Source organism: Nanoarchaeota archaeon, assembly GCA_018897155.1.
Classification (GTDB): Archaea; EX4484-52; EX4484-52; order EX4484-52; family LFW-46; genus LFW-46.
In genome coordinates this window covers 1-24,550 of record JAHILE010000046.1, presented here as the reverse complement: position 1 = coordinate 24,550, position 24,550 = coordinate 1, and the positions used below count along the sequence as shown (strand labels likewise).

General features: G+C 41.3%; 32 protein-coding genes and 1 pseudogene. 16 read left to right on the top strand and 17 right to left on the bottom strand.

Annotated elements, in window-relative coordinates; translation table 11 throughout:
- Nucleotides 1–16: 16 nt before the first annotated feature.
- The 6 genes from KKB09_06045 to KKB09_06020 form a co-directional block, all read right to left on the bottom strand.
- Complete coding sequence (locus KKB09_06045; GenBank protein MBU4300751.1) at nucleotides 17–274, bottom strand: type II toxin-antitoxin system RelE/ParE family toxin; 258 nt, start codon at nucleotides 272–274, stop codon at nucleotides 17–19.
- The gene (locus tag KKB09_06040) at nucleotides 274–486 is read right to left on the bottom strand and encodes a hypothetical protein (GenBank protein ID MBU4300750.1); all 213 of its coding nucleotides are present in this window, start codon (nucleotides 484–486) and stop codon (nucleotides 274–276) included. The genes KKB09_06045 and KKB09_06040 overlap by 1 nt, the downstream gene beginning before the upstream one ends.
- A gap of 170 nt (nucleotides 487–656) precedes the next feature.
- Nucleotides 657–881, bottom strand: coding sequence for a hypothetical protein (locus tag KKB09_06035; protein MBU4300749.1), 225 nt, complete (start codon nucleotides 879–881; stop codon nucleotides 657–659).
- A 43-nt stretch (nucleotides 882–924) separates the two neighbouring features.
- Nucleotides 925–1,896 (bottom strand): HD domain-containing protein, encoded by a 972-nt coding sequence (locus tag KKB09_06030; protein MBU4300748.1) that lies wholly within the window; start codon nucleotides 1,894–1,896, stop codon nucleotides 925–927.
- 72 nt (nucleotides 1,897–1,968) lie between these two features.
- Nucleotides 1,969–2,325 carry a hypothetical protein gene (locus KKB09_06025; protein ID MBU4300747.1) on the bottom strand — a complete coding sequence of 119 codons (357 nt, stop codon included), beginning with the start codon at nucleotides 2,323–2,325 and terminating at the stop codon, nucleotides 1,969–1,971.
- A 138-nt stretch (nucleotides 2,326–2,463) separates the two neighbouring features.
- Nucleotides 2,464–2,601, bottom strand: coding sequence for a hypothetical protein (locus KKB09_06020; GenBank protein ID MBU4300746.1), 138 nt, complete (start codon nucleotides 2,599–2,601; stop codon nucleotides 2,464–2,466).
- 87 nt (nucleotides 2,602–2,688) lie between these two features.
- Between KKB09_06020 and KKB09_06015 the strand changes: the two genes are divergently transcribed.
- The gene (locus KKB09_06015) at nucleotides 2,689–2,946 is read left to right on the top strand and encodes an HTH domain-containing protein (protein MBU4300745.1); all 258 of its coding nucleotides are present in this window, start codon (nucleotides 2,689–2,691) and stop codon (nucleotides 2,944–2,946) included.
- Nucleotides 2,947–2,979: 33 nt separating this feature from the next.
- On the opposite strand, the gene KKB09_06010 is transcribed toward KKB09_06015, so the two are convergent.
- On the bottom strand, nucleotides 2,980–3,234 hold the full coding sequence (locus KKB09_06010) for a hypothetical protein (GenBank protein MBU4300744.1): 255 nt from the start codon (nucleotides 3,232–3,234) through the stop codon (nucleotides 2,980–2,982).
- 56 nt (nucleotides 3,235–3,290) lie between these two features.
- Nucleotides 3,291–3,663 (bottom strand): annotated as a pseudogene (locus KKB09_06005) (ATP-binding cassette domain-containing protein).
- A gap of 117 nt (nucleotides 3,664–3,780) precedes the next feature.
- Here KKB09_06005 and KKB09_06000 point away from each other — a divergent pair.
- From KKB09_06000 to tnpA, 6 genes are all read left to right on the top strand, one after another.
- On the top strand, nucleotides 3,781–5,796 hold the full coding sequence (locus tag KKB09_06000) for a minichromosome maintenance protein MCM (GenBank protein MBU4300743.1): 2,016 nt from the start codon (nucleotides 3,781–3,783) through the stop codon (nucleotides 5,794–5,796).
- 11 nt (nucleotides 5,797–5,807) lie between these two features.
- Nucleotides 5,808–6,248: a nucleoside 2-deoxyribosyltransferase gene (locus tag KKB09_05995; GenBank protein ID MBU4300742.1), complete on the top strand. Its 441-nt coding sequence runs from the start codon at nucleotides 5,808–5,810 to the stop codon at nucleotides 6,246–6,248.
- A gap of 67 nt (nucleotides 6,249–6,315) precedes the next feature.
- The gene (locus KKB09_05990; protein ID MBU4300741.1) at nucleotides 6,316–6,912 is read left to right on the top strand and encodes a nucleotidyltransferase domain-containing protein; all 597 of its coding nucleotides are present in this window, start codon (nucleotides 6,316–6,318) and stop codon (nucleotides 6,910–6,912) included.
- Entirely contained in the window at nucleotides 6,896–7,273 is a 378-nt protein-coding gene (locus tag KKB09_05985; GenBank protein MBU4300740.1) for a HEPN domain-containing protein, read from the top strand. Before KKB09_05990 ends, KKB09_05985 begins: the two co-directional genes overlap by 17 nt.
- A 103-nt stretch (nucleotides 7,274–7,376) precedes the next feature.
- Nucleotides 7,377–7,964: a hypothetical protein gene (locus KKB09_05980; GenBank protein ID MBU4300739.1), complete on the top strand. Its 588-nt coding sequence runs from the start codon at nucleotides 7,377–7,379 to the stop codon at nucleotides 7,962–7,964.
- 285 nt (nucleotides 7,965–8,249) lie between these two features.
- Nucleotides 8,250–8,696 (top strand): IS200/IS605 family transposase, encoded by a 447-nt coding sequence (gene tnpA / locus KKB09_05975; GenBank protein ID MBU4300738.1) that lies wholly within the window; start codon nucleotides 8,250–8,252, stop codon nucleotides 8,694–8,696.
- 516 nt (nucleotides 8,697–9,212) lie between these two features.
- Here tnpA and rpiB read toward each other — a convergent pair.
- From rpiB to KKB09_05960, 3 genes are all read right to left on the bottom strand, one after another.
- Complete coding sequence (gene rpiB / locus KKB09_05970) at nucleotides 9,213–9,665, bottom strand: ribose 5-phosphate isomerase B (protein MBU4300737.1); 453 nt, start codon at nucleotides 9,663–9,665, stop codon at nucleotides 9,213–9,215.
- An 87-nt stretch (nucleotides 9,666–9,752) separates the two neighbouring features.
- On the bottom strand, nucleotides 9,753–12,353 hold the full coding sequence (gene gndA, locus KKB09_05965; protein MBU4300736.1) for an NADP-dependent phosphogluconate dehydrogenase: 2,601 nt from the start codon (nucleotides 12,351–12,353) through the stop codon (nucleotides 9,753–9,755).
- Between the two features lie 55 nt (nucleotides 12,354–12,408).
- Nucleotides 12,409–13,326 (bottom strand): ribose-phosphate pyrophosphokinase, encoded by a 918-nt coding sequence (locus KKB09_05960; protein MBU4300735.1) that lies wholly within the window; start codon nucleotides 13,324–13,326, stop codon nucleotides 12,409–12,411.
- Nucleotides 13,327–13,445: 119 nt separating this feature from the next.
- Here KKB09_05960 and pyrF point away from each other — a divergent pair, with 119 nt between their 5' ends.
- Together pyrF and KKB09_05950 are read left to right on the top strand one after the other, a co-directional pair.
- Entirely contained in the window at nucleotides 13,446–14,267 is an 822-nt protein-coding gene (gene pyrF / locus KKB09_05955) for an orotidine-5'-phosphate decarboxylase (GenBank protein MBU4300734.1), read from the top strand.
- A gap of 27 nt (nucleotides 14,268–14,294) precedes the next feature.
- Nucleotides 14,295–14,939, top strand: a complete 645-nt coding sequence (locus KKB09_05950; protein ID MBU4300733.1) for an orotate phosphoribosyltransferase — start codon at nucleotides 14,295–14,297, stop codon at nucleotides 14,937–14,939.
- Between the two features lie 6 nt (nucleotides 14,940–14,945).
- On the opposite strand, the gene KKB09_05945 is transcribed toward KKB09_05950, so the two are convergent.
- Nucleotides 14,946–15,575 carry a hypothetical protein gene (locus KKB09_05945; GenBank protein ID MBU4300732.1) on the bottom strand — a complete coding sequence of 210 codons (630 nt, stop codon included), beginning with the start codon at nucleotides 15,573–15,575 and terminating at the stop codon, nucleotides 14,946–14,948.
- An 81-nt stretch (nucleotides 15,576–15,656) separates the two neighbouring features.
- On the opposite strand from KKB09_05945, the gene KKB09_05940 reads away from it, so the two are divergent.
- The 5 genes from KKB09_05940 (at nucleotide 15,657) to KKB09_05920 (ending at nucleotide 20,102) form a co-directional block, all read left to right on the top strand.
- Nucleotides 15,657–16,568, top strand: coding sequence for a dihydroorotate dehydrogenase (locus KKB09_05940; GenBank protein MBU4300731.1), 912 nt, complete (start codon nucleotides 15,657–15,659; stop codon nucleotides 16,566–16,568).
- Entirely contained in the window at nucleotides 16,565–17,350 is a 786-nt protein-coding gene (locus tag KKB09_05935) for a dihydroorotate dehydrogenase electron transfer subunit (protein MBU4300730.1), read from the top strand. Before KKB09_05940 ends, KKB09_05935 begins: the two co-directional genes overlap by 4 nt.
- 3 nt (nucleotides 17,351–17,353) lie before the next feature.
- Complete coding sequence (locus tag KKB09_05930; protein ID MBU4300729.1) at nucleotides 17,354–18,388, top strand: hypothetical protein; 1,035 nt, start codon at nucleotides 17,354–17,356, stop codon at nucleotides 18,386–18,388.
- A 159-nt stretch (nucleotides 18,389–18,547) separates the two neighbouring features.
- On the top strand, nucleotides 18,548–18,829 hold the full coding sequence (locus tag KKB09_05925; GenBank protein MBU4300728.1) for a MarR family transcriptional regulator: 282 nt from the start codon (nucleotides 18,548–18,550) through the stop codon (nucleotides 18,827–18,829).
- Entirely contained in the window at nucleotides 18,735–20,102 is a 1,368-nt protein-coding gene (locus KKB09_05920) for a site-specific DNA-methyltransferase (protein ID MBU4300727.1), read from the top strand. The genes KKB09_05925 and KKB09_05920 overlap by 95 nt, the downstream gene beginning before the upstream one ends.
- On the opposite strand, the gene KKB09_05915 is transcribed toward KKB09_05920, so the two are convergent.
- Both KKB09_05915 and radB read right to left on the bottom strand, forming a co-directional pair.
- Nucleotides 20,103–20,831 (bottom strand): hypothetical protein, encoded by a 729-nt coding sequence (locus KKB09_05915; GenBank protein MBU4300726.1) that lies wholly within the window; start codon nucleotides 20,829–20,831, stop codon nucleotides 20,103–20,105. It abuts the gene before it with no gap.
- 78 nt (nucleotides 20,832–20,909) lie between these two features.
- Nucleotides 20,910–21,599: a DNA repair and recombination protein RadB gene (radB, locus tag KKB09_05910; GenBank protein MBU4300725.1), complete on the bottom strand. Its 690-nt coding sequence runs from the start codon at nucleotides 21,597–21,599 to the stop codon at nucleotides 20,910–20,912.
- A gap of 78 nt (nucleotides 21,600–21,677) precedes the next feature.
- Here radB and KKB09_05905 point away from each other — a divergent pair, with 78 nt between their 5' ends.
- On the top strand, nucleotides 21,678–22,205 hold the full coding sequence (locus tag KKB09_05905) for an HIT family protein (GenBank protein ID MBU4300724.1): 528 nt from the start codon (nucleotides 21,678–21,680) through the stop codon (nucleotides 22,203–22,205).
- 41 nt (nucleotides 22,206–22,246) lie between these two features.
- Complete coding sequence (locus tag KKB09_05900; protein ID MBU4300723.1) at nucleotides 22,247–22,486, top strand: hypothetical protein; 240 nt, start codon at nucleotides 22,247–22,249, stop codon at nucleotides 22,484–22,486.
- Here the strand turns inward: KKB09_05900 and KKB09_05895 are convergent.
- From KKB09_05895 to KKB09_05885, 3 genes are all read right to left on the bottom strand, one after another.
- Nucleotides 22,483–22,737, bottom strand: coding sequence for a type II toxin-antitoxin system RelE/ParE family toxin (locus KKB09_05895; GenBank protein MBU4300722.1), 255 nt, complete (start codon nucleotides 22,735–22,737; stop codon nucleotides 22,483–22,485). The two genes, KKB09_05900 and KKB09_05895, sit on opposite strands and share 4 nt — an antisense overlap.
- Nucleotides 22,738–22,817: 80 nt before the next feature.
- Entirely contained in the window at nucleotides 22,818–23,549 is a 732-nt protein-coding gene (locus tag KKB09_05890; protein ID MBU4300721.1) for a hypothetical protein, read from the bottom strand.
- Between the two features lie 36 nt (nucleotides 23,550–23,585).
- On the bottom strand, nucleotides 23,586–24,212 hold the full coding sequence (locus KKB09_05885) for a protein-L-isoaspartate(D-aspartate) O-methyltransferase (GenBank protein MBU4300720.1): 627 nt from the start codon (nucleotides 24,210–24,212) through the stop codon (nucleotides 23,586–23,588).
- Nucleotides 24,213–24,550: the final 338 nt, after the last annotated feature.

Sequence of the window (24,550 nt, the reverse complement as noted above, 5' to 3'; positions counted from 1 at the left end):
AGTAGCTTATGAGCCGCTAATCATAAACCTTTGAGCGTTTGTCTATTTTTACAATGCCTATTATGTTCAATTTGTAATCTACTTCGTAGAGAATTCTATAATCTCCAATGCGGACCCTGAACAGCTTCTCTTTATATCCTTCAAGCATTTTGGTATCGTGAATAACCGGTTCGGTTCCTAACTCCTCAATTTTTCTGATTATCCTCTTCGCCAATACCTTGTCAGACTTCTTTAAGAAATTACATGCCTGATTCGAGTACAAGATTTTGAACATTATAATTCCAGTTCTTGCTTTAGTTGCTCGTGAGAAATAAGCCTACCAGCCGCCTTTTCTTCCCTGAACTTCAATAAGGCTTCGTAGTCCTCTTCGCACATAATGCGATCAACATCAACCATGTGTTCTCTTATCTCTTCTACTTCTTTCTGGATTTTTTCAAGCTTCTGCAAGATAAGCTGTTGACGGTCTATGCTCATAGTGTCGCTCATAGGCCTACTATATTTTTCGATAGTTATAAACCTTTTGTTTACTAATCATCCATCATCATCATAAAAGAAATAGTCGCCCGGAATGAGTGCGCGATGAGGAGCGAAAGCGCGATATTCATCGTATCCGCGATTGAGCAACGATGATTTAAGGAGTAGCTTATGAGCCGCTTTTAAGAATTCTTTTCGAGCTTTTTAAAATATACCTCACATCCGGGAGTGGGAAATATTTTTTCTACAATATGTTCGCTTTCGATACGATGTAACGGTTCATAGAGCTTGCTAATAGATATATTTAATCTCCTGGAAATTTCAGATAAAGAAGATATTGAATTCTTTTCAAAATACTTGAAAAGTCGTTCATACAAACCCCAGTTGAATGTTTTTTCTTCAGCCATAATAAAACCTATACTACTTATGAATAGTTAAATTTAAATAGCTTTATTTCAGGTATATTTCCCCCAATCTCTTTGTATAAACCCTAAAATCCTCTGTATTCGAATCCTTCTTTATGCGTATATATTGCGTGATCTTGGCGTCAAATTCATCTGCTGCATAAAGCGCGTAAGCCTCGGGAAACTGCGGCTCCTTTGCGCATCCGTTGTCCTTTTTGCCGTGGTGCGCAATAATCATGTGCACAATTTTCAGCTTCAACTGCTTCGGGAATCCCTCGATTTTGCGGATTTTTTCAAGAATCATCTCTTCACCTATCGAAGAATGGCCGCGCAGCATGCCTTCCTCGCTGACTTTAATATGGGTTGTTGTCTCGAATTCCGCGATTTTGCCGATATCGTGCAGTATTGCGCCTGTGAAAAGCAAATCCGCATCAAGTGACGGATGTATTTTTGCTTCAACTTCGCATAATTGAAGCACGCCCCAATTATGCTCAAGAAGCCCGCCGATGCAGTTGTGGTGCATATACATCGCCGCAGGAGTTGTCTTATACGCCTTGACAAAATCAGCATCATTGAAAAAGCTATCAAGCAGCGCCTTAAGATGCGAATTTTTGATTCCGGCGCGCACCTCGTCAATTTTACTCATCATCTCATCAACATTCTGGTTTGTCTCAGCAACAAAATCGCCGATATTGTATTCTGAATCTCTCGCCTTTCGCACAGTTCCTTCAGGCGGGCTTGTATTTACATTCAGCCTTCCGTTGAATTCAGAAACATTGCCTTCGACAAAAACCACGTCACCGACCCCAAAACCGTCATAGACTTTCTGGACCGCTGCAGCATCAGGGCTTCCGAAAAAATTCATCGAGATTTCGCCGGTCTTGTCCGACAGCCCGAGAGAGAACATAAATCCTTTGAACGGCTTTCCGTATTCGCGCATAGGCTCCTTGTATTTGACAGAAAAAACGCTTGAGACCTTCATTCCTTTCTTCAGTTCAGTTATAAATTGCTTTGGCATATTAACGACCTTTATTAGAATGATGCTCCGCCTTATTTAAATATGCGCGTTAGGGATTGCCGAAAGAAACATTTAATCCCCCCTGACTTCCACCCATTCGACCTTCTTTTTTTCAATCATTTCCTTGATCTGTTTTTGGCGGTCGTTCAACTGCGAGGTGTTCATCTTTATCTCGACAAACTGCACCTTGTCCTTTGCAAAAATCACGCCGTCAATGGGATTGCCAAGAAAGCGAAAATCGCGCGCGTCTCCCGGAAAGTTCTTTGAGAACGGAATCAGCTGCTCAAAAATCAGACCGTGCTTAGTTAAAATGCGCTGCTTGTTTGACGCAAATTCCGTGCGCTCTTCTTTAAGCATGCGCAGCTCCTTGAACTGCAGGAAAATCACAATAATCAGAAGCGCGATTATTAAAGCGAGGTATTCGATCATAAATGATACTTATGCGAGAAAGTTAATAAAACTGTTCAAGTTTTGCGTTTTTTAAAATTCACACTCAAATTTCAGTTTTTGTGAATTGATATTTGAGCTCAACTGCCCAAAAAACGCAAAACTTCAGTAAAACTGCTTTTATATAAGGTGCAATTTTTGCTTAAGAATGAATTCTATTGCCTGTTTTTCATCAATACATAAAGCGATTCCCTCGGCAGTTAGTTTATCAAGAGATTTTTCGTAATTATCGCTTTTGCCTAAAACTACATGTTTCATCATCGTATAATGATAACATACATTTATAAACTTTTGCGAAATCTATATATAGCAGTATCTCACTATATTAATAGGGGAGATAGACTTATGACTGACAAGCATAAAGAAAATATTCCGGTAGGCGAAATGATACTCAAGGCTCTAAGAGAATCGACGGAGCCTGTTTCTACATACAAGCTTGCGAAAAAACTAGGCATTTCCTGGTCCACCGCAAACACTCACTGCTACAAGCTAAAAGATGCTGGAAAAATTGACAACAAAGAAATTGTGCAGAAAATCGGCGCAGGAAAAAAAGTTATCTGGTTCATGAAAGATTATGATGCGCTGGCGAAGTTTTCGAAATGAATGAAGCGGTCATTTCAATCTAAGCATCTAATTCTACTCAATATCCGCCCATACTTCTTCAGGACTTCGGATTTTTGAGTCTTTTAGATAATCGTTTACAAAATATTTCTTTTCTATGGCAATGGAAGTGCCGCGAACGTCACCAAGCACTTTCATAATAACTCGCTGTTCTTTAATATTTTGGCTCTTTTTATGTCCTGCTTGTTTTTTCTGAATATATCTGACGCCAATCAAAGCATAAACAGCTAAAAGAACGCCAAAAACTATGAAAAAAAGAAATTCAAGCATATATTACATTGCATACGGGCAATATATAATGATTTGCTTTAATCCTGATTTTGTCTTTACTCACCCCAATCCTGCATTCTCTTAAAGCTCCAGATTCCGGCAGCCATTGCAATGAGAGAAAAAAGCGCGCGCATCTCAAGATTCTCTTTCCCTGTAAGAAGATCGTCAACGCTAGGCTGCTGAAAGACTATACCTATTGACTTGCGAACTTTTTCCTGCTCGCGAACGATATCAAAGCCATTGATTCGCGCAGTGCCTGTTATCGGCTTAAGGACTGTGAAAGCATAGAGATTGTAGTAGTCTTTCCGGCGCCGTTTGGGCCAAAAAGCCCGAATATTTTCCTTTTTTGATTTTTCAGTTCAGCGCGTTAACTGCCTTTAAGTTCCCATAGTGCTTGGTTAAATCAGCTGTTTCGATTGAGAATTCCATGGCGCGCTCCGCAAAATTATTGAATAAGCTCATATAAATATGAATTGTTTTTGCAACAAATTATATCGGCAACCTCTAATACAACGCTTTAAAAATATTGTGCGCGTATAAGACGTAATGACACCAGAGGATATGCAGACAAAGTTCGAAGCTTTCTTCACCAAGCAATACAATCCCCAGATTATTGCTGCTGCGCGCGAATCAAAGCCCCTTGTAGTCGACTTTGCGGACCTCGAACAGTTCGACACACATCTTGCAGACATTCTTCTTGACTCTCCCATATCTGTTTTTAAGGAATTAGACAATGCGCTTTCCAACATCGACACAGGAATGGAGCAGAAGCGCCTGGTTGTGCGATTCAAGAATCTTCCTGAAAGAGATGTTATTGAAATAAAGAACCTGCGAAGCAAGCATATAAAAAAACTGATAGCAATCAAGGGCTTGATTAAGCAGGCATCAGAAGTCAGGCCGAAAATCACTGCAGCGACTTTCGAATGCAAGTCGTGCGGCGAGCGCATTGTGCTTCTTCAGGAAAACGAGAGCATAGAAACGCCTTATGTATGCACTTGCGGAAACAGGCGCAGTTTCGACCTGATAATGCGCAAGCTCATCGACCACCAGCGTATAATAGTCGAAGAATGCCCGGAAAATCTTGTCGGAAGCGCCCAGCCGCGAAAACTCCCGGTTTATCTGCGCGACGACTTAGTGGACCCGAACTTCCAGAAAAAGGTTGTGCCGGGAAACAAAATCGTGATAACCGGAATATTGAATGACTCACCGATTCTAACAGCCCTAAAACAGGAAAGCGTAAAGCGGGACATATACCTTGACGCAAACCATATAGAAACAATAGACCAGGAATTCGAGGAAATAATTCTTACTGAAGAAGATGTCGTGGCAATAAAAGAATTCTCAAAAAATCCAAAAATATATGAGCTTCTGATTAAAGCAATGGCGCCGTCAATCTACGGATATGAAGATGTGAAGGAGGCGGTTGCGCTCCAGCTTTTCGGTGGCGTGCGAAAAGTAAGGCACGATGGAATAACAACAAGGGGAGATATACACATACTTCTGGTCGGAGACCCTGGTGCCGGCAAGTCTCAGCTCTTAAAATATGTTGTGGGCCTTGCGCCAAAAGCAAGATACATTGTCGGAAAGTCTGCAAGCGGGGCGGGCATCACAGCAACTGTTGTCAAGGACGAATTCATGCGCGGATGGGCTCTTGAGGCAGGGGCAATAGTTCTTGCGAATAATGGTATCATAGGCATTGACGAACTTGACAAGATGACTCCTGAAGACCGAAGCGCGATGCATGAAGCCATGGAGCAGCAAACGGTTACTGTCAGCAAGGCAAACGTCCAGGCAACGCTTTCCGCGAAAACAACAGTTCTTGCGGCAGCAAATCCGAAACTGGGCAGGTTCAACAATTTCAATCCGCTCGCAAGCCAAATTGACCTTCCTGAAACCCTTCTTTCAAGATTCGACCTCATTTTCGCATTCAGGGACATTCCGAACAAAGAAAAAGATACGGTTCTTGTGCGCCACATACTCAAGCTCCACCGCGAGCCCGATGTCCAGAACTCTCCGATAGAAACTGAATTTTTGCGCAAGTTCATAGCCCACGCAAAGAGCACGTGCTTTCCGAAACTTACACGTGTAGCAGAAACGGTGATAGAAAATTTTTATGTAGGCTTGCGAAACAAATACGCTGGCGAGACAAAAGAAAACACTGCGGTTCCGATAGGAGCAAGGCAGCTTGAGGCAATAATTCGTCTTGCTGAAGCATCGGCAAAGGTCCGGCTTTCGGACAAGGTGCTTGAAGAAGACGCTCAGAGGGCTGTGAATGTAGTCACGGCATATCTGATGAAGCTTGGCATCGACCCTGAAACAGGAAAGCTTGATATAGATCGGCTTGAAAGCGGAATATCTGCGAACCAGCGCAACAAGATAAGAATCATACTTGACTTAATCGAGAGCATGCAGCGCGACAGCGAGGACAAGACGGTTCTGATTGAAGACGTGCTTGCTGCGGCAGAAGAACAGGGAATCAAGGACTCAATGGACATCATACAGAAAATGAAGCGCGAGGGGGAGCTTTTCGAACCGAAGATGGGGCGGATTAGAAAAGTGTAAACGGCGATATTGTGAAAAAAGTATTTTTAGCAAGCTCAATGCGTGGTGGAAATGATAATGCGCCTTTATATTCTTTAAAACAATTACAGAACGCGCTTAAAGAAATCGGCTTGGAAGTAATCAGCATGCATCAAACCGAAGAAGGCATACTTGAAAAAGAAGATAAGCTTTCTGAAACATCTGTTTATCGAAGAGACCGTGACTGGATAAAGCAATGTTATCTCCTTGTTGCAGAGATGAGCGATGCAAGCCATGGCGTTGGTGCAGAAATATCGCATGCTATTGATGACGGTCTATGGGTTCTTGGAGTATATAATGTACCTGCTGAGCGCGTTTCTAAGTATGTGCGAGGCATGATTACAGATTACCGTCCGAAGGGTAGACACGCGCAATATTATGATATTAATGATTTCAAAAGAATTGTAAATGAATTTGTCGACATGATCGGCTGAAACGATAAATCGTAATGTATTACGATAAATCGTAACGTTTATAAATACTGCTGCATATGTAGAGCGTATGATCGAAGACATACTAAATTCAGGAGTCAGAACAAAAATAATGAGATATTTTTCAAAATTTTCGGGCACTGATTTTCAGGCAATTCAAATAGCAAAGGCTTTGAATCTCTCAGTGTCCAGAACCAGTGACTGCTTAAAATACTTGGCGGATGCGGGCGTATTGGAATCGAAAAAAGTCGGCAAAGGATCTATATTCAGACTGAGTAATTCAAATTATCTGGCAAGAATAATCTTGGAAATGTTTGAAAAAGAGAGAAAACTGGCCGATTTGGTCGCAGGCGATTTTGTATTAAATGCAAAAAAAATGAAGAATATAAAAAGCATAGTGCTATTCGGCTCGGCTTTGCGCGAATTAAAAACTAGGAGCGATATAGATTTTTTGATTGTTTTGAAAAAAGAATTAGATAGAAATAGCATCTCAAAAATAGATGCCGAACTAACAGAAAAATACGGTTTTCCGGTTTCAACAATAACTATGACAATAGCCGAACTAAAAAGAAAATCTTCTGAAGCATTTATAATCGATGTGATGGCAAACGGAAAAACCATTTTTGGCAAAAGCATGGAGGAACTTATTTATGGTAAGGGACGTTAGAAAAGACGAAGCAGCCAGCTATTTTAACAAAGCAGAGAATTTTTATGCAGCTTCGTTGGACGAATTTGAAAAGAGCAGATTCGATGTTGCAGTATTTAACGCCAGCCAGTCAATAATCCTTGCCAACGATTCATTATGTATCGCCGCGCTTGGAAGGCGTCCGAGCAAGGATCACCGGGAAGCGATACAGTTGCACATACAGGCTGCGGCAGGAAGGGAATCAAAGCGCGATATTATAAGCGAAGCTTTGACAAAACGAGGAGAATTCGGATACACTGAGAAAAACGCTTCAAAAGAAGAAGCGCATATGCTTTTGGTAAGAACGAAAAGATTTCTGGACTGGGTGAAAGAAAGAATTTGAATAATGGGATAAATTATGCTTTTGAAATGTGAAGAAAAACATGAAATATAAAATCATCTCACTTCGTTCGAAGCTTTTCATCCCCCAGGCGGATGGTGAATGTATGAAAATCGGAGTTATAGGCTCGGCAATGAGTTCGGATGATACGGTCCTGCAAAAAGCAAGGTGTGTCGGAGAAGAAATAGCGCTGCGCGGATGCTATTTGCTTACCGGCGCAACAACAGGAATTCCTTATGAGGCTGCCTGCGGCGCAAAGGAAAAGAATGGCTTTGTTGTCGGCATATCGCCTGCAGCGAATCTCCAGGAGCATGTGAAATTGCATAACATGCCAACAGAAAATCATGACATTCTGATCTTTACCGGCGCAGGAAAAAAAGGGCGCAACGTAACGTTTGTCAGGAGCTGCGACGCAGTGATTCTAATTGCAGGAAGAATAGGGACTTTGAACGAGTTTACAATTGCATACGACGAAGGAAAAGTAATCGGAGTTTTGCGCGGAACCGGCGGAATTTCTGAATTGATACCTGAGATTATAGCAAAATGCGCGAAGAAAGGCGGAACCGTAATTTATGATGACGAGCCGAAGAGGATTGTAGAACGGGTTCTGAAGGAGATGAATGAGATGAAGGAAATGAAGGAGATAAATGAAATCGGGGCAGGTCGGCAAAGAAGTGATGCACACTCATCCTGATTTCCTTTTTTTGGGTAAAAAAGCGCAGTTGTTGCCGAAATCAGGGCTTTTCTATTCTGCATAATATATCTTCTTCAATAGAAATGTATTTAAATAATAACATTCTTTTGGCGATTCCTCGCCTTTAGCGCGGTGCTTCAGTTCGAGGTGAGCCAAAAGGCGCCGAAGGCGCCATAAATAGCTTTTTTAAAACTCGTTCTAAACAGTTCTTTGCATAGCGAATTTGGTGCAGTATGAGCTCATACACGTTTTCCAACAGTGAAAAACGCATATGAGGTGTTACAAATGAATCGTGTGAGCTCTGATTTAAAAAGCTGTAGCCACAGCAAAGGCCAAAATTGGTATCATGTAATCATCATACCAAGAGCCAGATATCCGGTTTTCAGATACGAACCGACGAAAAGATTGTGCGAAGAAGGCATAAAACAGGTCTGCAAAAACAACTGTATAGACCTGTTTACTTTTGAAGTGATGCCAGACCATGTGCATCTCTTTATCTCTTGCCCTCCAAGAAAGTCGATTTTGAGAATATGTGCTGTGATAAAGGGCGGTACTTTTCATTACATAAGAGATAAAATGCCTTCTTTACAAAGATATCTGCGATTGTGGAGCAGAGGTGTGTTCTACAGAAGCATTGGCAGTGTAAGTGCAGACGCTGTAAAAAACTACATCGATAACAGCAAAGGAAATCAATGGAAAAAAACGCGAGAGATGCAGGAAACGTTGTTTTAGGCAACTGAGGTAATGCGGGCGGTAGAAACCCCGAGCTTCAGCGAGGGGTAGCCCGCATTATTCGGGTATCTCATTAGATATAACCAAGTAGTAGTTACTTATTGTATAATCTATGAAGAAGTATATGTAGATTATGCAGACATATTATGATGAGGTGTAGTTTATGTATGTAAGTACTATTGTTGATAAGACTGGAAGTGAAAAGAATGTCGTTGATCGTAAAATCCATAATTTGACGAGCCAATTAGAAGGGGAAACCCCGCAGAAGAACGCCCTGGCGTTTTAAGTTATCGAAACCAGCTAATAGCATATAAACAAATGTTAACTGAAAAGATATAAATACTCACTAATACGACACAATAACGGGTTAAGGATTTGCGCGCAATTTTTGCGAGGCATAAAGAAATTGCCTAAAATTTGCGCATCTCAACTGCAGCAGAGATGCGGGGTATTAACCCAAACTGAAAAATAAAACATTCGGCGCGCTTCGGACCGCTTTTGGCGGGCATAGATAAATTATGATTTCATGGAATTCTCTTCAATTGTCTTGATCTTATTAATTCTTCTTGCATGCCTTCCGCCTTCAAATTCAGCAGTTAGCCAGACAGAAACGATTTTTTTCGCGCTTTCCGGATTCATCGTTCGCCCGCCAAGCGTCAGGATATTGGAATCATTATGTTCTCTTGAGAGCTTTGCAGTCTTTATGTTATGGCAGGAAACCGCACGTATACCCTGCAGTTTATTGGCAACTATGCACATTCCAAGCCCCGTGCCGCAGATCAAAATGCCGCGCTCAAAATTCTTCTTAGAAACCTCCTCGCTCACAAGATAGGCAAAGTCTGAATAGTCCACAGGCTCTTCCTTATCAGTCCCAAAATCTTTGTATTCATATCCGAGCGCAGAAAGATGAGTTTTAATTATCTCCTTTAGCCGGAACCCTGCGTGGTCTGATGCTATTGCGATTTTCAGGCTCGCAAGAGACTGAAAAGCTTGAAAATCATTGATTTTCATGATTTTTTGAGTTTGCATAATTTTCCCGTACTGTGCCTGCATAACTTACTTGGCTTTCTCCAAAGCGTCTTTTATAAACTGCTCAACCGATTTTTTTTCTGAAATGGATACAAGGCCCTTTGCAGCTTCCTGAACCTGCCACACCGGCTCATAGATTCTCTTGATTTCATCTATTGAAAGCGGCGGCTCTTTTCCGTCAATCATATTCAGCATATTTTTTACCAAAAAATCATATGAAAGGGGCCCTTCCGGGGTTCCTTTCTTTAATACGGTCTTTTTATCGCCGTCAAGTTCCGCAAGTTCCCATGCGCCTCTTAGGCCCGTCTGGAACTCTTCTTCGGATGAGATGTAATTAAGGTCAAGAACCACGCTTTTCTCAAAAAACAGCCTCAAGGACTTGTATGTAACTCCTGCAGGAAAGCCTTTTCCAACCCTTATTGTTGCGAACGCATCTTTTGTAAATGCACTGCCGCTTATTTTAAATCTCGCGCAAAGCCCTGTGGGATTGACAGTATCATATGCGGGATTGACTATGTATGGTTCGATGCTTTTGCATTCCAAAAAATTCGCCCCGCAAAACTTTGCCAAAACCTCGACAGGATGTATCCAATCCAGGAATATGCCGCCGTTCTCGGGCTTAAGGAGCCACGTTCTCCGCATATCTTCCTCACGGGTTTCCTCAACAAATGTACCCGCTGCGCAAGTTATTTTTCCGTAGTTTTTTAGCGCTTCGGGCAATATTTCAGCCAGGCTCCTTGTGAGCGCTTTTGAAAGATAATGAAGATGAGGGTATACTTTTTTCTCATGGCCGTTCTTTTTTATGAAATCAATCATATCATCAAAGCCTTTTCGCTCTGTTGCAAATGTTTTTTCAACCACTGTGACTTTTCCGTGCGCAAGAGATTGCTTTGTCTGTTCGTGGTGGAATTGGTTATAACTTGCAATTTGCACAGCATCCAAATCCTTGAAGAATTCTAAAGGCAATTCTGCAACAGATGGAATCTGAAAATACCTGTCCTTGGTTATATTGTATTCATCAAGAACTGCTTTCTTATCTTCAAACCGTGTGACGCCTGCGCCCTTATGAAGCAATAATTTGTTGCTTTTTTTTATTGACGGATGCAGCCTTCTTACCCAGTGCCCTGTTCCGACAACTCCGAGTTTATACTTGGCAGAATCGTCGCCTTCTTTTGGTTCCCATTCAGTGTGAAAGCTCCCTTCCTTGTCGATTCGTTTGTAAGTGTGTGCGCCAAAAAAATCCCTCTGCGCCTGAATAAGATTTGTAGGTAGCCTTGCGCATCTGTAGCTGTCATAATACGCGCAAGCAGATGAGATACCTGTTGCAGGTATGCCGTTTTCAACAGCAAATGCTATTAGTTTTCTCCAATTGCTTTGAAGGTCGGATATTTTTTCCCGGAAATGCACATCCAAGAGCAGGTTGGAAATATTCTGATTGCCGGAAAATGCAGAGCGAATATTTTCGAGAAGTTCTGCCCGGATAATGCATCCGCCTTCCCAGATTCGCGCGATTTCCGGAAAATTCAGATTCCAGCCATGTTCTTTGGATGCGGCAGCCATCAATGAAAACCCCTGCGCATAAGCGCATAGTTTTGATGCATAAAGCGCGTCATGCACTTCTTTTGCAAAAGTTTCCTTGTCTTTTCGCGTTTTGATTTTTGGTCCGGACAGCATTTTGCTTGCGCTTTCTCTTTCTTTGTTTGAAGTGGACATGTATCTCAATAGAACCGCCATATTCAGGTTGTATGCCGGAACGCCGATATCCAAACTGCTTTGCGAAGCCCATTTTCCGGTTCCTTTCTGCCCTGCTTCATCAAGAATCAAATCAATTATGTACTTTCCGATTTCTTCGTCTTTCTTTTTCAGTATTGCCGAAGTGATTTCTATAAGATAAGAATTCAATTCGCCTTTATTCCATTCTGCAAAAATATCGCTCATTTCTTCATTTGTCAGTCCCGCGCCCTCTTTTAGCAGCTGGTATGCCTCGCCGATCAATTGCATGTCCGCATATTCTATGCCGTTATGCACCATCTTGACATAGTGACCCGCACCATCTCCTCCGATATGCGCGCAGCACGGCGAGCCGTCAAACGCTTTGGCAGCAATTGTTTCGAAGAGCGGCTTTATGTGCTTCCAGGAATACTCCGAGCCGCCAGCCATAATAGAAGGCCCAATCAATGCGCCTTTTTCCCCTCCTGAAATTCCCATGCCTATAAAGTGGATTTTTTTCTCAACAAGTGCCTTTGTCCTTCGAATGGTGTCTTTGAAAAATGAATTTCCTCCGTCGATTACGATGTCGCCTTCGCTTAGATGAAGTAAAAGCTGATTAATCACGGCGTCCACCGGGTCGCCAGCAGTTACCATAAGAAGTATTTTTCTTGGAGTCTCGAGCTTTTTTGCGAATTCCTCGAGCGTTTTCGCGCCGAGGATTTTTTTGCCCTTTGCTTTTCCTGCGATAAACGCTTCTGTATCAGAAACCGTGCGGTTATAAACTGCAACTGAGAATCCCCTGCTTTCCAGATTCAGCACTAAGTTTTGACCCATTACGCCCAGGCCGATCAAACCCAAGTTGCCTTTTTCAATAAATTTGAAGTGATGTTCTGCCATAAAAATGACCAATTCATCCAAGTAGTTTATTTAATCAGTGAATTTAAAAAATGCGCGGTTGCATATTCGGCACAAATTATTTTTGTTTTATCTCCTCTGCAATCAAATCCGCAACAGAAATCGCGCTTACTGGAGTTTCTATTGTGTCTGTGACTATGAGATAATCCGATTTTTCCTGCAAAACTTTGAGGGAATTTCCGATGAATAATCCATGTGTTGCCGCGCAGATTACTTTTTTCGCCCCCTGCGCGCGCACCTTTTCCGCCGCCTTAATCATTGTGCTTCCGGATGCAATCATATCATCAAGTATGACAACATTCTTGCCGCGAAAATCGGCTTCGCTTTTAAGTTCCTTTACCTCATATCGTTTGCGTTCCCCGCCGCATTTGCAGTCTATTGCGGGCTTTTTGCATTCAGGGCATATCTTTACCTTTTCAAAAACGGTTTTTTTGCCTGTGGCAAACTCGACTGTCTTGCCTGACTCAATATCCGGGCCGATTACCATATAATCAGTGCAAATGTTTTTTCTTATATCCTCAAGCAATGCCTTGCCTGCTGAAATATTTGTTGCCGGAATGCCGAAAAAATCGAAATTTTCCGGCTTTCTGTGAAAATGCGACTCGAGCGTAATTATCTTCTGTATTCCGACTGCCTTAAACAGTCCTGCAAGGGTTTTTAGTGACAGTGCTTCTCCCTTCTGGAACTGCTTATCCTGCCTTCCGTATGCAAAATACGGAATTATCGCAGTTATCTTTTTCGCGCCGCAATCACGGCAGGCGTCTGCCAAAAACAAAAATTCCATGAGAGAGCTATTCTGGTCCGGAAACATTGATGCAACGAGAAAAACATCACGGCCTGATAAATCCGAATCAATGCGTATGTAATTCTCGCCGTCGGGAAATTTTTTTAACGAAGCCTTGGCCATAGGTACATTTGACAAAGAAGAAATTTTTTCTGCCAATGCGCGCGAATTCGAACCGGGAATTAGAAACATCTTACACCAATACAGCGTTGTATTTAAATGTATTTAAATTCATGCTTTGAATGGATTTAAAGCTTAGAGCAAACGAAGTTTGCGAAAAGATTTAAACTTTAGCATGGAGATATAATTTAATGGATTCGCAGCTGAAACTCACTTACGAAGAAAGGGCTAAAATGGCGGTTAACCCGGCAGCCCGAAATCTTTTCAATCTGATGGCAAAGAAAAAAACAAACCTTGCGATTGCTGCAGACCATACTGATGCAAACGAAATTCTTGAGCTTGCAGAACTTCTTGGAGCAGATATTGCTGTCTTTAAGACGCACGTTGACATATGGAATAATTTTTCTCCTGAAGTTATACAGGAACTTATCGCGATTTCTAAAAAGCACAACTTCATAATTTTCGAGGACAGAAAGTTTGCAGACATTGGAAATACAGTAAGAATGCAGTATTCCGGCGGAATGTACAAGATTGCAGACTGGGCGCACATTGTCAATGTGCACCTTGTTCCGGGCCCTGCGATAATTGATGCCATCTGGAACGTTGCAAAAGAAAAAAATGACGGGATTGAAAGAGGAGTCCTGGTGCTTGCGCAGATGTCAAGCGAGGGAACTTTTGCGCAAGGAGAATATACAAAAAAATGCGTCCAGATAGCAAATACGAAAAAGGATGCGATTGCAGGATATATCGGAACAGGAAGCGATCCTTGCGAACTGCAAAAACTTTCATCCATTTCATTTGAAGGGCATGCGATACTTACGCCAGGAGTGCAGCTGGAAAGCAAGGGCGATAAACTCGGGCAAAAATACGCAACTCCCGAGGATGCCGTGCTTGCTGGAAGCGATGCGATAATTGTCGGGCGCGGCATTTACGGCTCTGGCAATCCGAAAGAAATGGCAAAAGAATACCGGGATGCCGGATGGAATGCGTATCTGAAAAGAATACGCGCATAATTTTAATTTTGGATAAATGGTAATCATATGACAATCGCAGAAGATGTTGCAAAAATATTGCTTGAGATAAACGCAGTCACTTTAAGCCCGCAAAAGCCGTACAGGTTTGCATCCGGCATACTCAGCCCGATTTACTGCGACAACAGGATTATAATTTCAGATGTCGCCAAAAGAGAAAAAATAGTTGAATACTTCATGCAAACAATAAAAGAAAATGGCGTCGATTTCGATGTTGTCGGCGGCGTTGCTACTGCCGGCATTCCCCACGCGGCATGGATCGCAGATGCGATGAAAAAGCCCATGATATACATCAGGTCAAGCGCAAAGGAACACGGGAAAAACAACACTATTGAAGGCAGGCTCAAAAGCGGGCAAAAAGTTCTCATTGTAGAAGACCTGATATCAACCGGCGGCAGCATAATAGACGCTGTTTCTGCAGTGCGTGGAGCCGGAGGGATAGTGACTCATGCCATTGCAATAATAACTTATGAGATGGAGCGCGCGAAAAACAACTTCGCACAGGCAAACTGCACTCCGGTCACACTTTCAAATTTCAGCACATTGGTCCAGGTTGCAGGCAAATTGAATTACATACCGCAGGAAGAAATCGCGCGAATTCTTGAGTGGAATAAAAGTCCTGCGGACTGGGGAAAGAAAATGGGGTTTGAGTAATGAAGTTTATTTTTTTGAATTAGTTTTATCGTTGGCATACGCAAATACACTACCCAAGCCAGATAAAAAGACCAATAATACGTACACAACATTACGCAAAGTTGTTATATCTTCTTTCTCTGATTTTAGTTCCAATACCTTTGTCTTTAAATCTCCACGCGTAGTGTACAATGTTATTCGCGTCTGATTAAATTTATTGAATTCTGTCATGTCGCGTGCCCTTTCAACAGTTGATAATTTCAAGCAATTAATCGTTACGTTCGTATATTGAGATGCTCGATTAAGGTTGCGGCACATGTCAAAATATCTGGTCTCAACACGCGTATGAAGTACTTTTGTTTCGTCGCTCATGTTGCCAAATGATGTTTCTCCCTGTTGAATAGACAAGCTGTATGAGACCATTTTATCCACTTCGGTAAGCGTATCAAGATACATTCCATAATCAATGATGGTGCTCATATTTTCTATTTGATTTTCGTAATTACCTATTTTCTGATTCACGTTAGCGATAGCAGAATATTCTATAAATGGTACGAGAAGTGCTAAGAAAATAACTACGTAAAAATAGGCTCTTTCAAAAGGGTCTAAAGACTCAAGTTTTCCAATCCAATACTCAATGGAATCACTTAAAGTCATAATCCGTAATGGATTTGAAAGTATAAATTACTTTCATAACTATTCCAACGCGTTTAAATATTTAATTCATTAATCATTCTTATGCCCGACATGTCAGTAACGCTGAAAAACATGCGCCTGAAGAGCCCTGTTATTCTTGCATCAGGAATTCTTGGCGTTACCGGAGAATTACTCATAAATGTCGCAAATGCCGGAGCAGGAGCAGTAACGACAAAAACCATATTTCTTGAGCAAAGGGACGGGAACACAAGCCCTGTTGTGGCTGAATATGAACACGGCCTCTTGAATTGTATCGGCCTTCCATGCCCCGGTATTGAAGAAAGCGCAAAAGAGATACGCATTGCAAAGGCGGCAAACATTTTATTGATTGCGAGCGTCGGCGGCAAAGACACAGACGAGTTCATTAAAGTCGCCCAATGCTGTGAAGATGCCGGCGCGGATGCGCTGGAACTCAATTTCTCATGCCCTCATGCAGAAGCGGGGCTTGGAGCGAATATTCAATATAATAGAGAACTTGCAAGAAGCGTTGTCGGAGCTGTCAAGAAAAATGTTTCTGTGCCGGTGATAATCAAGCTGACGGCAGAATTCAAGATTGCGGAAATCGCAAAAATTGTGGAAGCTGCGGGCGCTGATATGATCACCTGCTCGAATTCTGTTGGGCCCGGAATGCTGATAGATGTGCATACAGGAAGGCCCGTTCTCTCAAATAAAGAAGGAGGCGTCAGCGGGCCTGCAATAAAACCGATAGCATTAAGAGCAGTTTACCAAATTGCAAAAAACACGACGCTGCCGATTATTGGCACCGGAGGAATTTACAGCGGGAAAGATGCCCTGGAGTTTATAATGGCAGGTGCAACTGCTGTCGGGGTGGGAACCTCGATTATGCATCATGATTTAGAAGCATTCAAAAAAATCAACTCAGAAATACAGAAATATCTGGAAGATTCAGGGCATAAAAATCTCGAAGAAATACGGGGGATTGCTCTAAAATGAAAAACCCAACGCTGCAAATCGAAAAGATTGTTGACGAGACAAAAGACTGCAGAAGCTTTTTCTTCGAGAGTGAAAAATTGGCGCAAGCACAACCCGGACAATTTTTCATGGTCTGGGTGCCAGGAGTAGATGAATTTCCACTAGCAGCATCGTATACTTCTGATTCTGACGGCACTTTTGGCATAACCGTCGAAGCTGTTGGAGATGGAACTCGCGCGTTATACGACTCAAAAATCGGCGACCATATAGGCATAAGGGGTCCGTATGGAAACGGCTTTGAAATCACCGGGAAAAACATCCTGCTTGTATGCGGCGGCAGGGGAACAATCCCTCTCGCGCTTCTGGCAGAGAACGCCGCGAAAAAGGAGATAAAAATCGACGCGATACTAGGGGCAAGGTCAGCGGATAAATTGCTTTTCAAAGATAGGCTGGAAAAGGCAACGAACGTATCGATAGCCACAGACGACGGCTCAGCCGGAGTAAAAGGATTTGTAACAGGAATCGCCGATGAAATGCTCGGAAAAAACAAATACGACTGCGTATACACATGCGGGCCTGAAATTATGATGTTCAAGCTTCTTGCAATATGCGAAAAAAACAATGTGCCGATGCAGGCTTCTCTTGAGCGTTATATGAAATGCGGCATCGGAATCTGCGGCTCATGCGCGTGCGGAAGCGTAAGAATTTGCAAGAAAAATGTCATGGCGTCAAGCGAACTGAAAGAGCTAAGCGCGTTTGGAACTGAAAAACTTGACAAGGCAGGAAGAAGAGTGAAGGCGTAATTTATGAACTCGAAACCATCATACTACATCGACCCGCACGTCCACATGCGCGACGAGGAATGGGCGCACAAGGCGACAATGGCGGATGTTGTCGCTCAGGGCAAAAAAGCAGGCATCGGGCTTTTTTTTGATATGCCGAATCTGCCAAGGCCGGTCACCACGCGCGAAAGAGTCCAGGAGCGCATTAATCTTGCTGAAAAACGCGGAATTTCTGAAAATTACCGCCTTTATGTCGGACTGACTTCTGATTTAGAGCAGATAAAAAAAGCAGTGCAGATTGTAAAAGAAAACAAAAATGTAGTCGGCTTAAAGCTCTTTGCAGGAGAATCAACCGGAAACTTGGCAGTAGAAAACGAGGCAGAACAGGGGAGAATATACTGCGCACTCTCGGACGCAGGCTACACCGGCGTTCTTGCAGTGCACTGCGAGCATCCGGAAATAATAAAGCTGCATAAGCACAAATTCAACTCGTGCGAACCGTGGACATGGGCTGATGCGCGCCCTGCAAAAGCGGAATACGATTCTGTGAAAAAACAGATTGAATTCGCAAAAAATGCCGGATTTAAAGGCAGGCTCCAGATATGCCATGTTTCGCATGCAGAGACAATCAGTCTGATACGAACCGCGCTTAATGATAAGGCGCGCACATTTGACATTGGTTTTGAGCTTACGCCGCACCACATTCTGCGCTCAACAGAGCATATGAAGCTAATGAGCGTTGAGGATGCCAAAAAACACAAATGCAATCCTCCGATAAGAGACAGCGCAAATCAAAAAGAATTGCTTGATTTTTTGTTCAATCTTTCTAAGAATGACGGATTATACAATCGAGTCTATCTTGCAAGCGATTTTGCGCCGCATGCAGCAGAGGAGAAATCAAGCGAGAATCCGCCTTCAGGAATTGCTGATTTTGGGCTTTACGGAGAGCTTGAAGCCGAAGCAAAAAGAAGAGGCCTGAATGAAAATCAAATTGCCGATTTTATGCATCACTACCGGAATCAGAATATTGTGGATGCGTTTAAAGAAAAATTAAATTGATATGTATTCTCAAGAACGAATAGTGTTCTATCGGCAAACCCAACTGAATACCCTTATATACATAGAAGACAAAATATTTAGTGTCCGAAAGCTATTTATACTTAAATTGTACTAATATTGTGTTAAAGACTTAATACACTTTACACCTAAAATAGATACATGAAGCAGACATTAATTAACGGCATGTCTCTTATCAAGTCATCAGCTTACCGATATAAGATATTGAAATCAATCGAAGAACGTATTAAAACTCCTGCGGAAATTTCAAGAGATATTGAAATACGACTAAATCATGTGAGTATGTTTTTGAAAGATTTAAGAGAAAATGAAATGGTGGTGTGCCTAAATGCAGATAGTAAAAAGGGAAGACTTTACCAGATTACTGACTTTGGAAAGAATGTCCTCAAGCGAGTTGACAAAGGTGGTGGGGACGCTAAGTGAAAAAAAGATTTTAGATACTAGTTGGGATTTTAAAAATGAACACACTAAGTATGCCACCCACGGTTTTCATACGTATCCTGCAATGATGATTCCGCAGATTGCAAAGAGATTGATAAGAATTTATGGAGGCAACTCAAAAGTTCTTCTCGATCCATTTATGGGTTCTGGAACTGCTCTTGTGGAAGCCACTCTGCACGAAAATTTTAAGAAATGTTATGGTATCGATATAAACCCTTTGGCTTTGTTAATTGCAAAAGTAAAAACAACGCCAATAGCTACGCAAATTTTGAGCGATAGTTTGGCTCAAATTATCTCAAAAACCAGAGATAGTAAAAAAGCGTTGCATAATAAAACGCTTAAAATAATGGGACCAAATTTCTATAATATTGATTTTTGGTTTAAACCGCAGGCAATAGATGATTTAAACTTGATTAAATATGAAATTGAACGAATTACTACAAGCAATCCATTATTGGAAAAAGATATAAAAGATTTCTTTAAAGTCGCCTTTTCTGAAACCGTGAGAAAGGTTTCTAATACGAGAAGCAGAGAATACAAATTATATAGAATTAATTCAGAAGAACTTAAACAGCATAGTCCAGACGCAATTTCTGAATTTTTGAAGATAGCGACTAAAAATATAATTGGAATGAGTACGTATAGTCAAGCGCGATATAACTGTAATGTCGATATATTGGCGCAAGACACAAGAAATAGAACCTCAATTCCAGACAATTCTGTAGATATTATCGTAACGTCTCCACCTTATGGCGATAGCAGAACAACCGTAGCATACGGTCAATTCTCACGGCTTGCGTTGCAGTGGCTCGGATATGAAAACGAGAAAGTCATTTCTATCGACAAAGTTAGTTTGGGCGGAGAACCAACGAAAACTATGGAACATAAATTAAATTCACAAACATTAAATGATGTGCTAAATATGATTAAAATACAAGATGAAACTCGCGCAAAGGATGTTTTAAGTTTTTATGTAGATTTCAATAAATGCATAGCTGAATTAAATCGTGTAATGAAAGCTAACGGTCATTTATGCTTTGTTGTGGGAAATAGAACTGTTAAGGGTGTAAAAATCCCGACGGATAAAATAATAACTGAATTATTCCAAGCTTATGGAGATTACGACCATATTAAAACATATATACGAAATATACCTCATAAGAGAATGCCTCGAATAAACAGTCCGACCAATATAAAAGGCAACCATGCAGTTACAATGAATGAAGAATATGTCGTAATTTTACAAAAGAAATAATTATCCGAGAAGCACTTCTTTTTTCGCATATAATTCAGGTATGTACCGTTCATTTAATCTGAATCCAGTACCATGATTTCTTGAAATGCTGTTCGGCTTCAAATGCATCCTAAATTCGATTACTAATTTTCCGTCTTTGAGCAACCCTAAGAATTTATCCATGCTAATGTCTGAAAGCAGATATGCTTTGTTGAAATGGAAATATTCACCATCTTTCCTTTTTTCACTATCCGCAAGAACAATAAGTAAATTTTCAGATAATTTCTTTTTCAATTTTTCCAACAATTCATTAAAAGTATATGACCAAATCGCGCCATCATTTTTATGTGTGAGGCTCAGCAGATTGTTTTTCTCGTCTATTGCCAGCATAAAATTCTGAGGATTAAATCCATTAGTTGTAAGCGTTATTTTGAGTCCGACACGGCCGTTTACATCAGAATATCCGTATTTTCTAAGCAATTCAACATCATTCAAATGCCTTATGCTCGCTTCTTTTGTAAATAAGGTAATATTAGATGTCGCATGCGATCTTTGTGCTTTTAACTCGACCATTTTGCCATTATACGTTAAATCTCCGCCCTTAGTATTGTTTTCTTTTATCCCCATTTCAGTTTCAAGAGTAAATCCAATTCCAGTATCGCTTTTCCGGAGAGATTTTATAAACCCCTTCTTTTCGATTTCTTTCAATTTTGACTTAACTTCGATTTCAGGAATTTCAGAAACAGCCATACACAAAGTTATTTTATAATCAATATATGAGAATACCACAATATAGATACAACATTACTACAAATAGATGATTTTGTCTTAAAATAGCCCAAACTTCTTCTCTGCGTCAACAAGGCCTTCGTCGCGTATATCGAATTCTGCAAAAGTGTCTTCTGGCCTGTGCCTGTGCTTGATCAAGGTTGCGCGCCTTCTTCCGGAACCCTTTTTCTCGATGTGAATCAATGCCTTGCAGTAATATTTCGGCAGGTCTTTTCCGACAAGCTCTATGTCATCAGAGTCAAAAACCGCATATACCTGATTCGTCACAAGAACCGGAATTTTGAACTTTTCGGCCAATTGCGCAAGCGCGACAAACTGGCATGTCAATTCCTGGTTAGCTTCATTTCTTTTTTCTCCGTGCGCAGCAACCCGATAAAGCCCGACAATAGAATCAACAACAACCAACCCTGCTTTTTCCTTTGCAATCATGGCGTCAAGGCTTTTGATTATGTCGCTCTGGCTTTTGAAATCGCGCGGCTTTATAATCAGGATTTTTTTGAGGTCTTCTTCTGTGTTTTTCATCTGGAAAAATCTTTCGGGTGAAAGCCCGGACTCAGTATCTATGAAAATAGCTTTTTTTCCACTTCTGATGCATGCAACAGATGCCTGAAGAGCGAAATTTGTCTTTCCCGCACCCGGAAGGCCGTAAACATTGGTTACAATCCCTGATTCAAGGCCTCCTCCAAGAAGCTTATCAAGAGAGGCACATCCCAGCGCAAGTTCATTCATAACATGATATTGTTGCGCAACGTTTAAATTAAGTTGAACACAAATAAAGATTAGTATATACTATGCTTTGTGAGTGTTATGTCTGATTGCGTATTCTGTAAGATTATCGGAGGCGAAATCCCTGCATTCAAGATTTATGAGGATGCGAATTTTCTTGCGTTCCTTGATGTCAATCCGCGAATGAAGGGACACGCGCTGGTGATTCCAAAACACCACGCATCAACTTTGCTTGAACTGCCGGACAACCAGGTCCGCGGAATATTTCTTGTTGTAAAAAAAGTCGCTGGCGCATTGACAAAAACTCTTGGCGCAAAAGCATTCACAATCGGCTCGAATAACGGCGAGCTTTCAGGCCAGGCGGTTCATCATCTTCACATCCACATAATACCGCGATACGAGCAGGATAAGCACCATGCCGGATTCGAGGCTGCGTTCCCTGTTGACGAGGAGGAAAAGACAAGGCTGAATGAAATCGTTGCAAAAGTCGGGCGCATCGAATCAGTTACTGTCGAAAACATTCCGGAGAAAAAAGACGCGCCGAAAGAAGACGATAGCAAAAAGAAGAAAGGCGGATGGAAGTTTTTGCATACTGATACGGATGGATGAAAAAATAAAGACTTAAATACTTCTATAGACATTAGATTACTATGAAAATCATATCAACAAGGAAACAGACACCCTTTAAACTCAATTTATGCCGTACCGATTACCTTAAAATTAAGTCTGCGACCGGAATAGATCCTAATAAATTAATACTCATATCTGAAGAGGAATTAAAGCAACTTGAAACGCTGGATTTAAAAAATACAATAAATGCTTCTGAAAAAGACATTGTTGAAGGAAGAGTTTGTAAATGGGATTCTGTAAAAAAAGAGCTCGGTCTTTAAAACCAATCTTTGTGCTTTATGCCAATAATGATTATTGTGCTTCTGGTTTCATCTATTTTAAACAAAATCCGGAAGCGTTTCTCAAAATAATATTCCCAAATGCCGAAATATTCACTTCTTAAAGGCTTGCCGAAAATTTTAGGATTAACGCGTATTTTTTCCACTTTCTTTGAAAAATGCTGCAATATCTCTGAATTGAACCGCTTCAATTCCTTTTTTGCAGTCTCTGTAATTTCGACATCATACGGCATATAATTAATATGGCAAAGAAAGAATATATTTATGAATCCAAAATCACTTTGAAGCACCCCATAAATTCTCGAAAAGCATCTCAATTGACTTTATTCGTTGGCGCGCATTTTAAAAAGTTCTCGATATTTGCAACAAAAATCTCTTGTTTTGCAATTCTTGCTTCTTCTGTCTGAAATCCTATTGGCGGATATATAATACATGCTTTGTATTTTGAAAGCTGGTTTGCTTGTTCTACAGTAAGTTCATCCGGATGGTCAAAAATGTAGGTTATGTCGCCTTTTTTTAGTCGATTCTCTAATGCCTTAAGATCGACTAATTCGTTTGGTGCAAGGTTGATTAATACTGCATTAGATTTTAGTTTATCTATAAACGCCTCATTCTCATGGCAATTTGAGAAAACGGGCTCGGAATAGTCGCATGATTTAATTTGAGCCTTTGCTTTATCCAAATCCCTCATATGATTCAGGATTGATGCAAAAGCAAGTTCAGCAACAGCTTCTGTACTATAGCCAGGAATATTGCAAACAACAACATTCTTTTTTGCAGCATATTCGAAATCAACTGCATTGTAGCCCGTTGCTAAAACACCGATAAACCTTAGTTTTTTCGCTAAATCAATCAAATCTTTATCAAACTTAAACACGAAAGGATTGACAAGAACACAATCAGCATCTTCCAAATGTTTCCTGATTTCTGGGCTGTCTTTTGGAAGGGATATTCTTTTTTCGGTCAATGTGTCCATCTTTTTCCAATATGATTCATCCAATTTCGAATCACCGATGCCGATAGTAATAATTTTTTTGAATTTCATAACGTATCTTTGAACACAATAGTTTAAAAATAAGTTTCATTCCTTCTTCACCAGCGGCACAAAAATAACCTCGCCGTGAGTCGTGTATTCTATTTTTCCGTTCCGTTTTACTCCGACAAGAAGCTCCTGAAATGCAGGAGTTCCGACAGGAATCACTATTTTGCCGCCCTCTTTCAATTGCCTGACAAGCTCTTTTGGAATTTCCGGCGCGCCTGCCGTAACAATTATCTTGTCGAATGGAGCCTCTGCCGCAAGCCCTAAGTTTCCGTTGCCGACAATCACTTTGACGTTTTTTATCTTTGAGTGCGCCAAATTCTGCTTTGCAACTTCAGCAAGCTCCGGGATTATCTCAATTGAATCAACATACGTCTTTTGCCCGACAAGCTTTGAAATCAATGCCGCGCCGTATCCGCTTCCTGTGCCGACTTCAAGGACTTTCTCGCCTTTTTTTATTTCTGCAAGCTCAAGCATGATCGCATACATATGAGGCGCGCTGATGGTCTGGTAATAGCCTATTGGAATAGGCGTGTCCTCATGAGCCATATGGCTGAGCCCTTCCGGGATGAACTTCTCGCGCGGGGTTTTTTCAAACGCTGCAATCACTTCCGGCGATTTGAGATAACCGCTTCTTTTAAGGTGCACCATCAGCTGTTCTTTATTCATACGAGTATATTGGGCTTTACGATATTTATATTTTGTAATTTTATTTGAATTCTTTGTAACTGAACGCTAAAAGTTTAGTAAAGAAATTGCCTAAAATTTGCGCATCCGTTCGCGAACTCTGTTCACTTGCGTTCTCAGCTTTTGAGGACTCCTTCAATTCCTCAAAATTCGTTCGCTCTCGGCTTTTTCAACCATTCACAAACGTTATCGGGTTGAAAAGCTTGCCGCAAGAGCGGCATGATTTGAGGACTCCAAACCTCAAAATCATCTCGCCAATCGCTCGAAGCTTTTGAGAACGTTCAGTTCTCAAAATCCCAGCCGCAGCAGAGCTGCGGGGT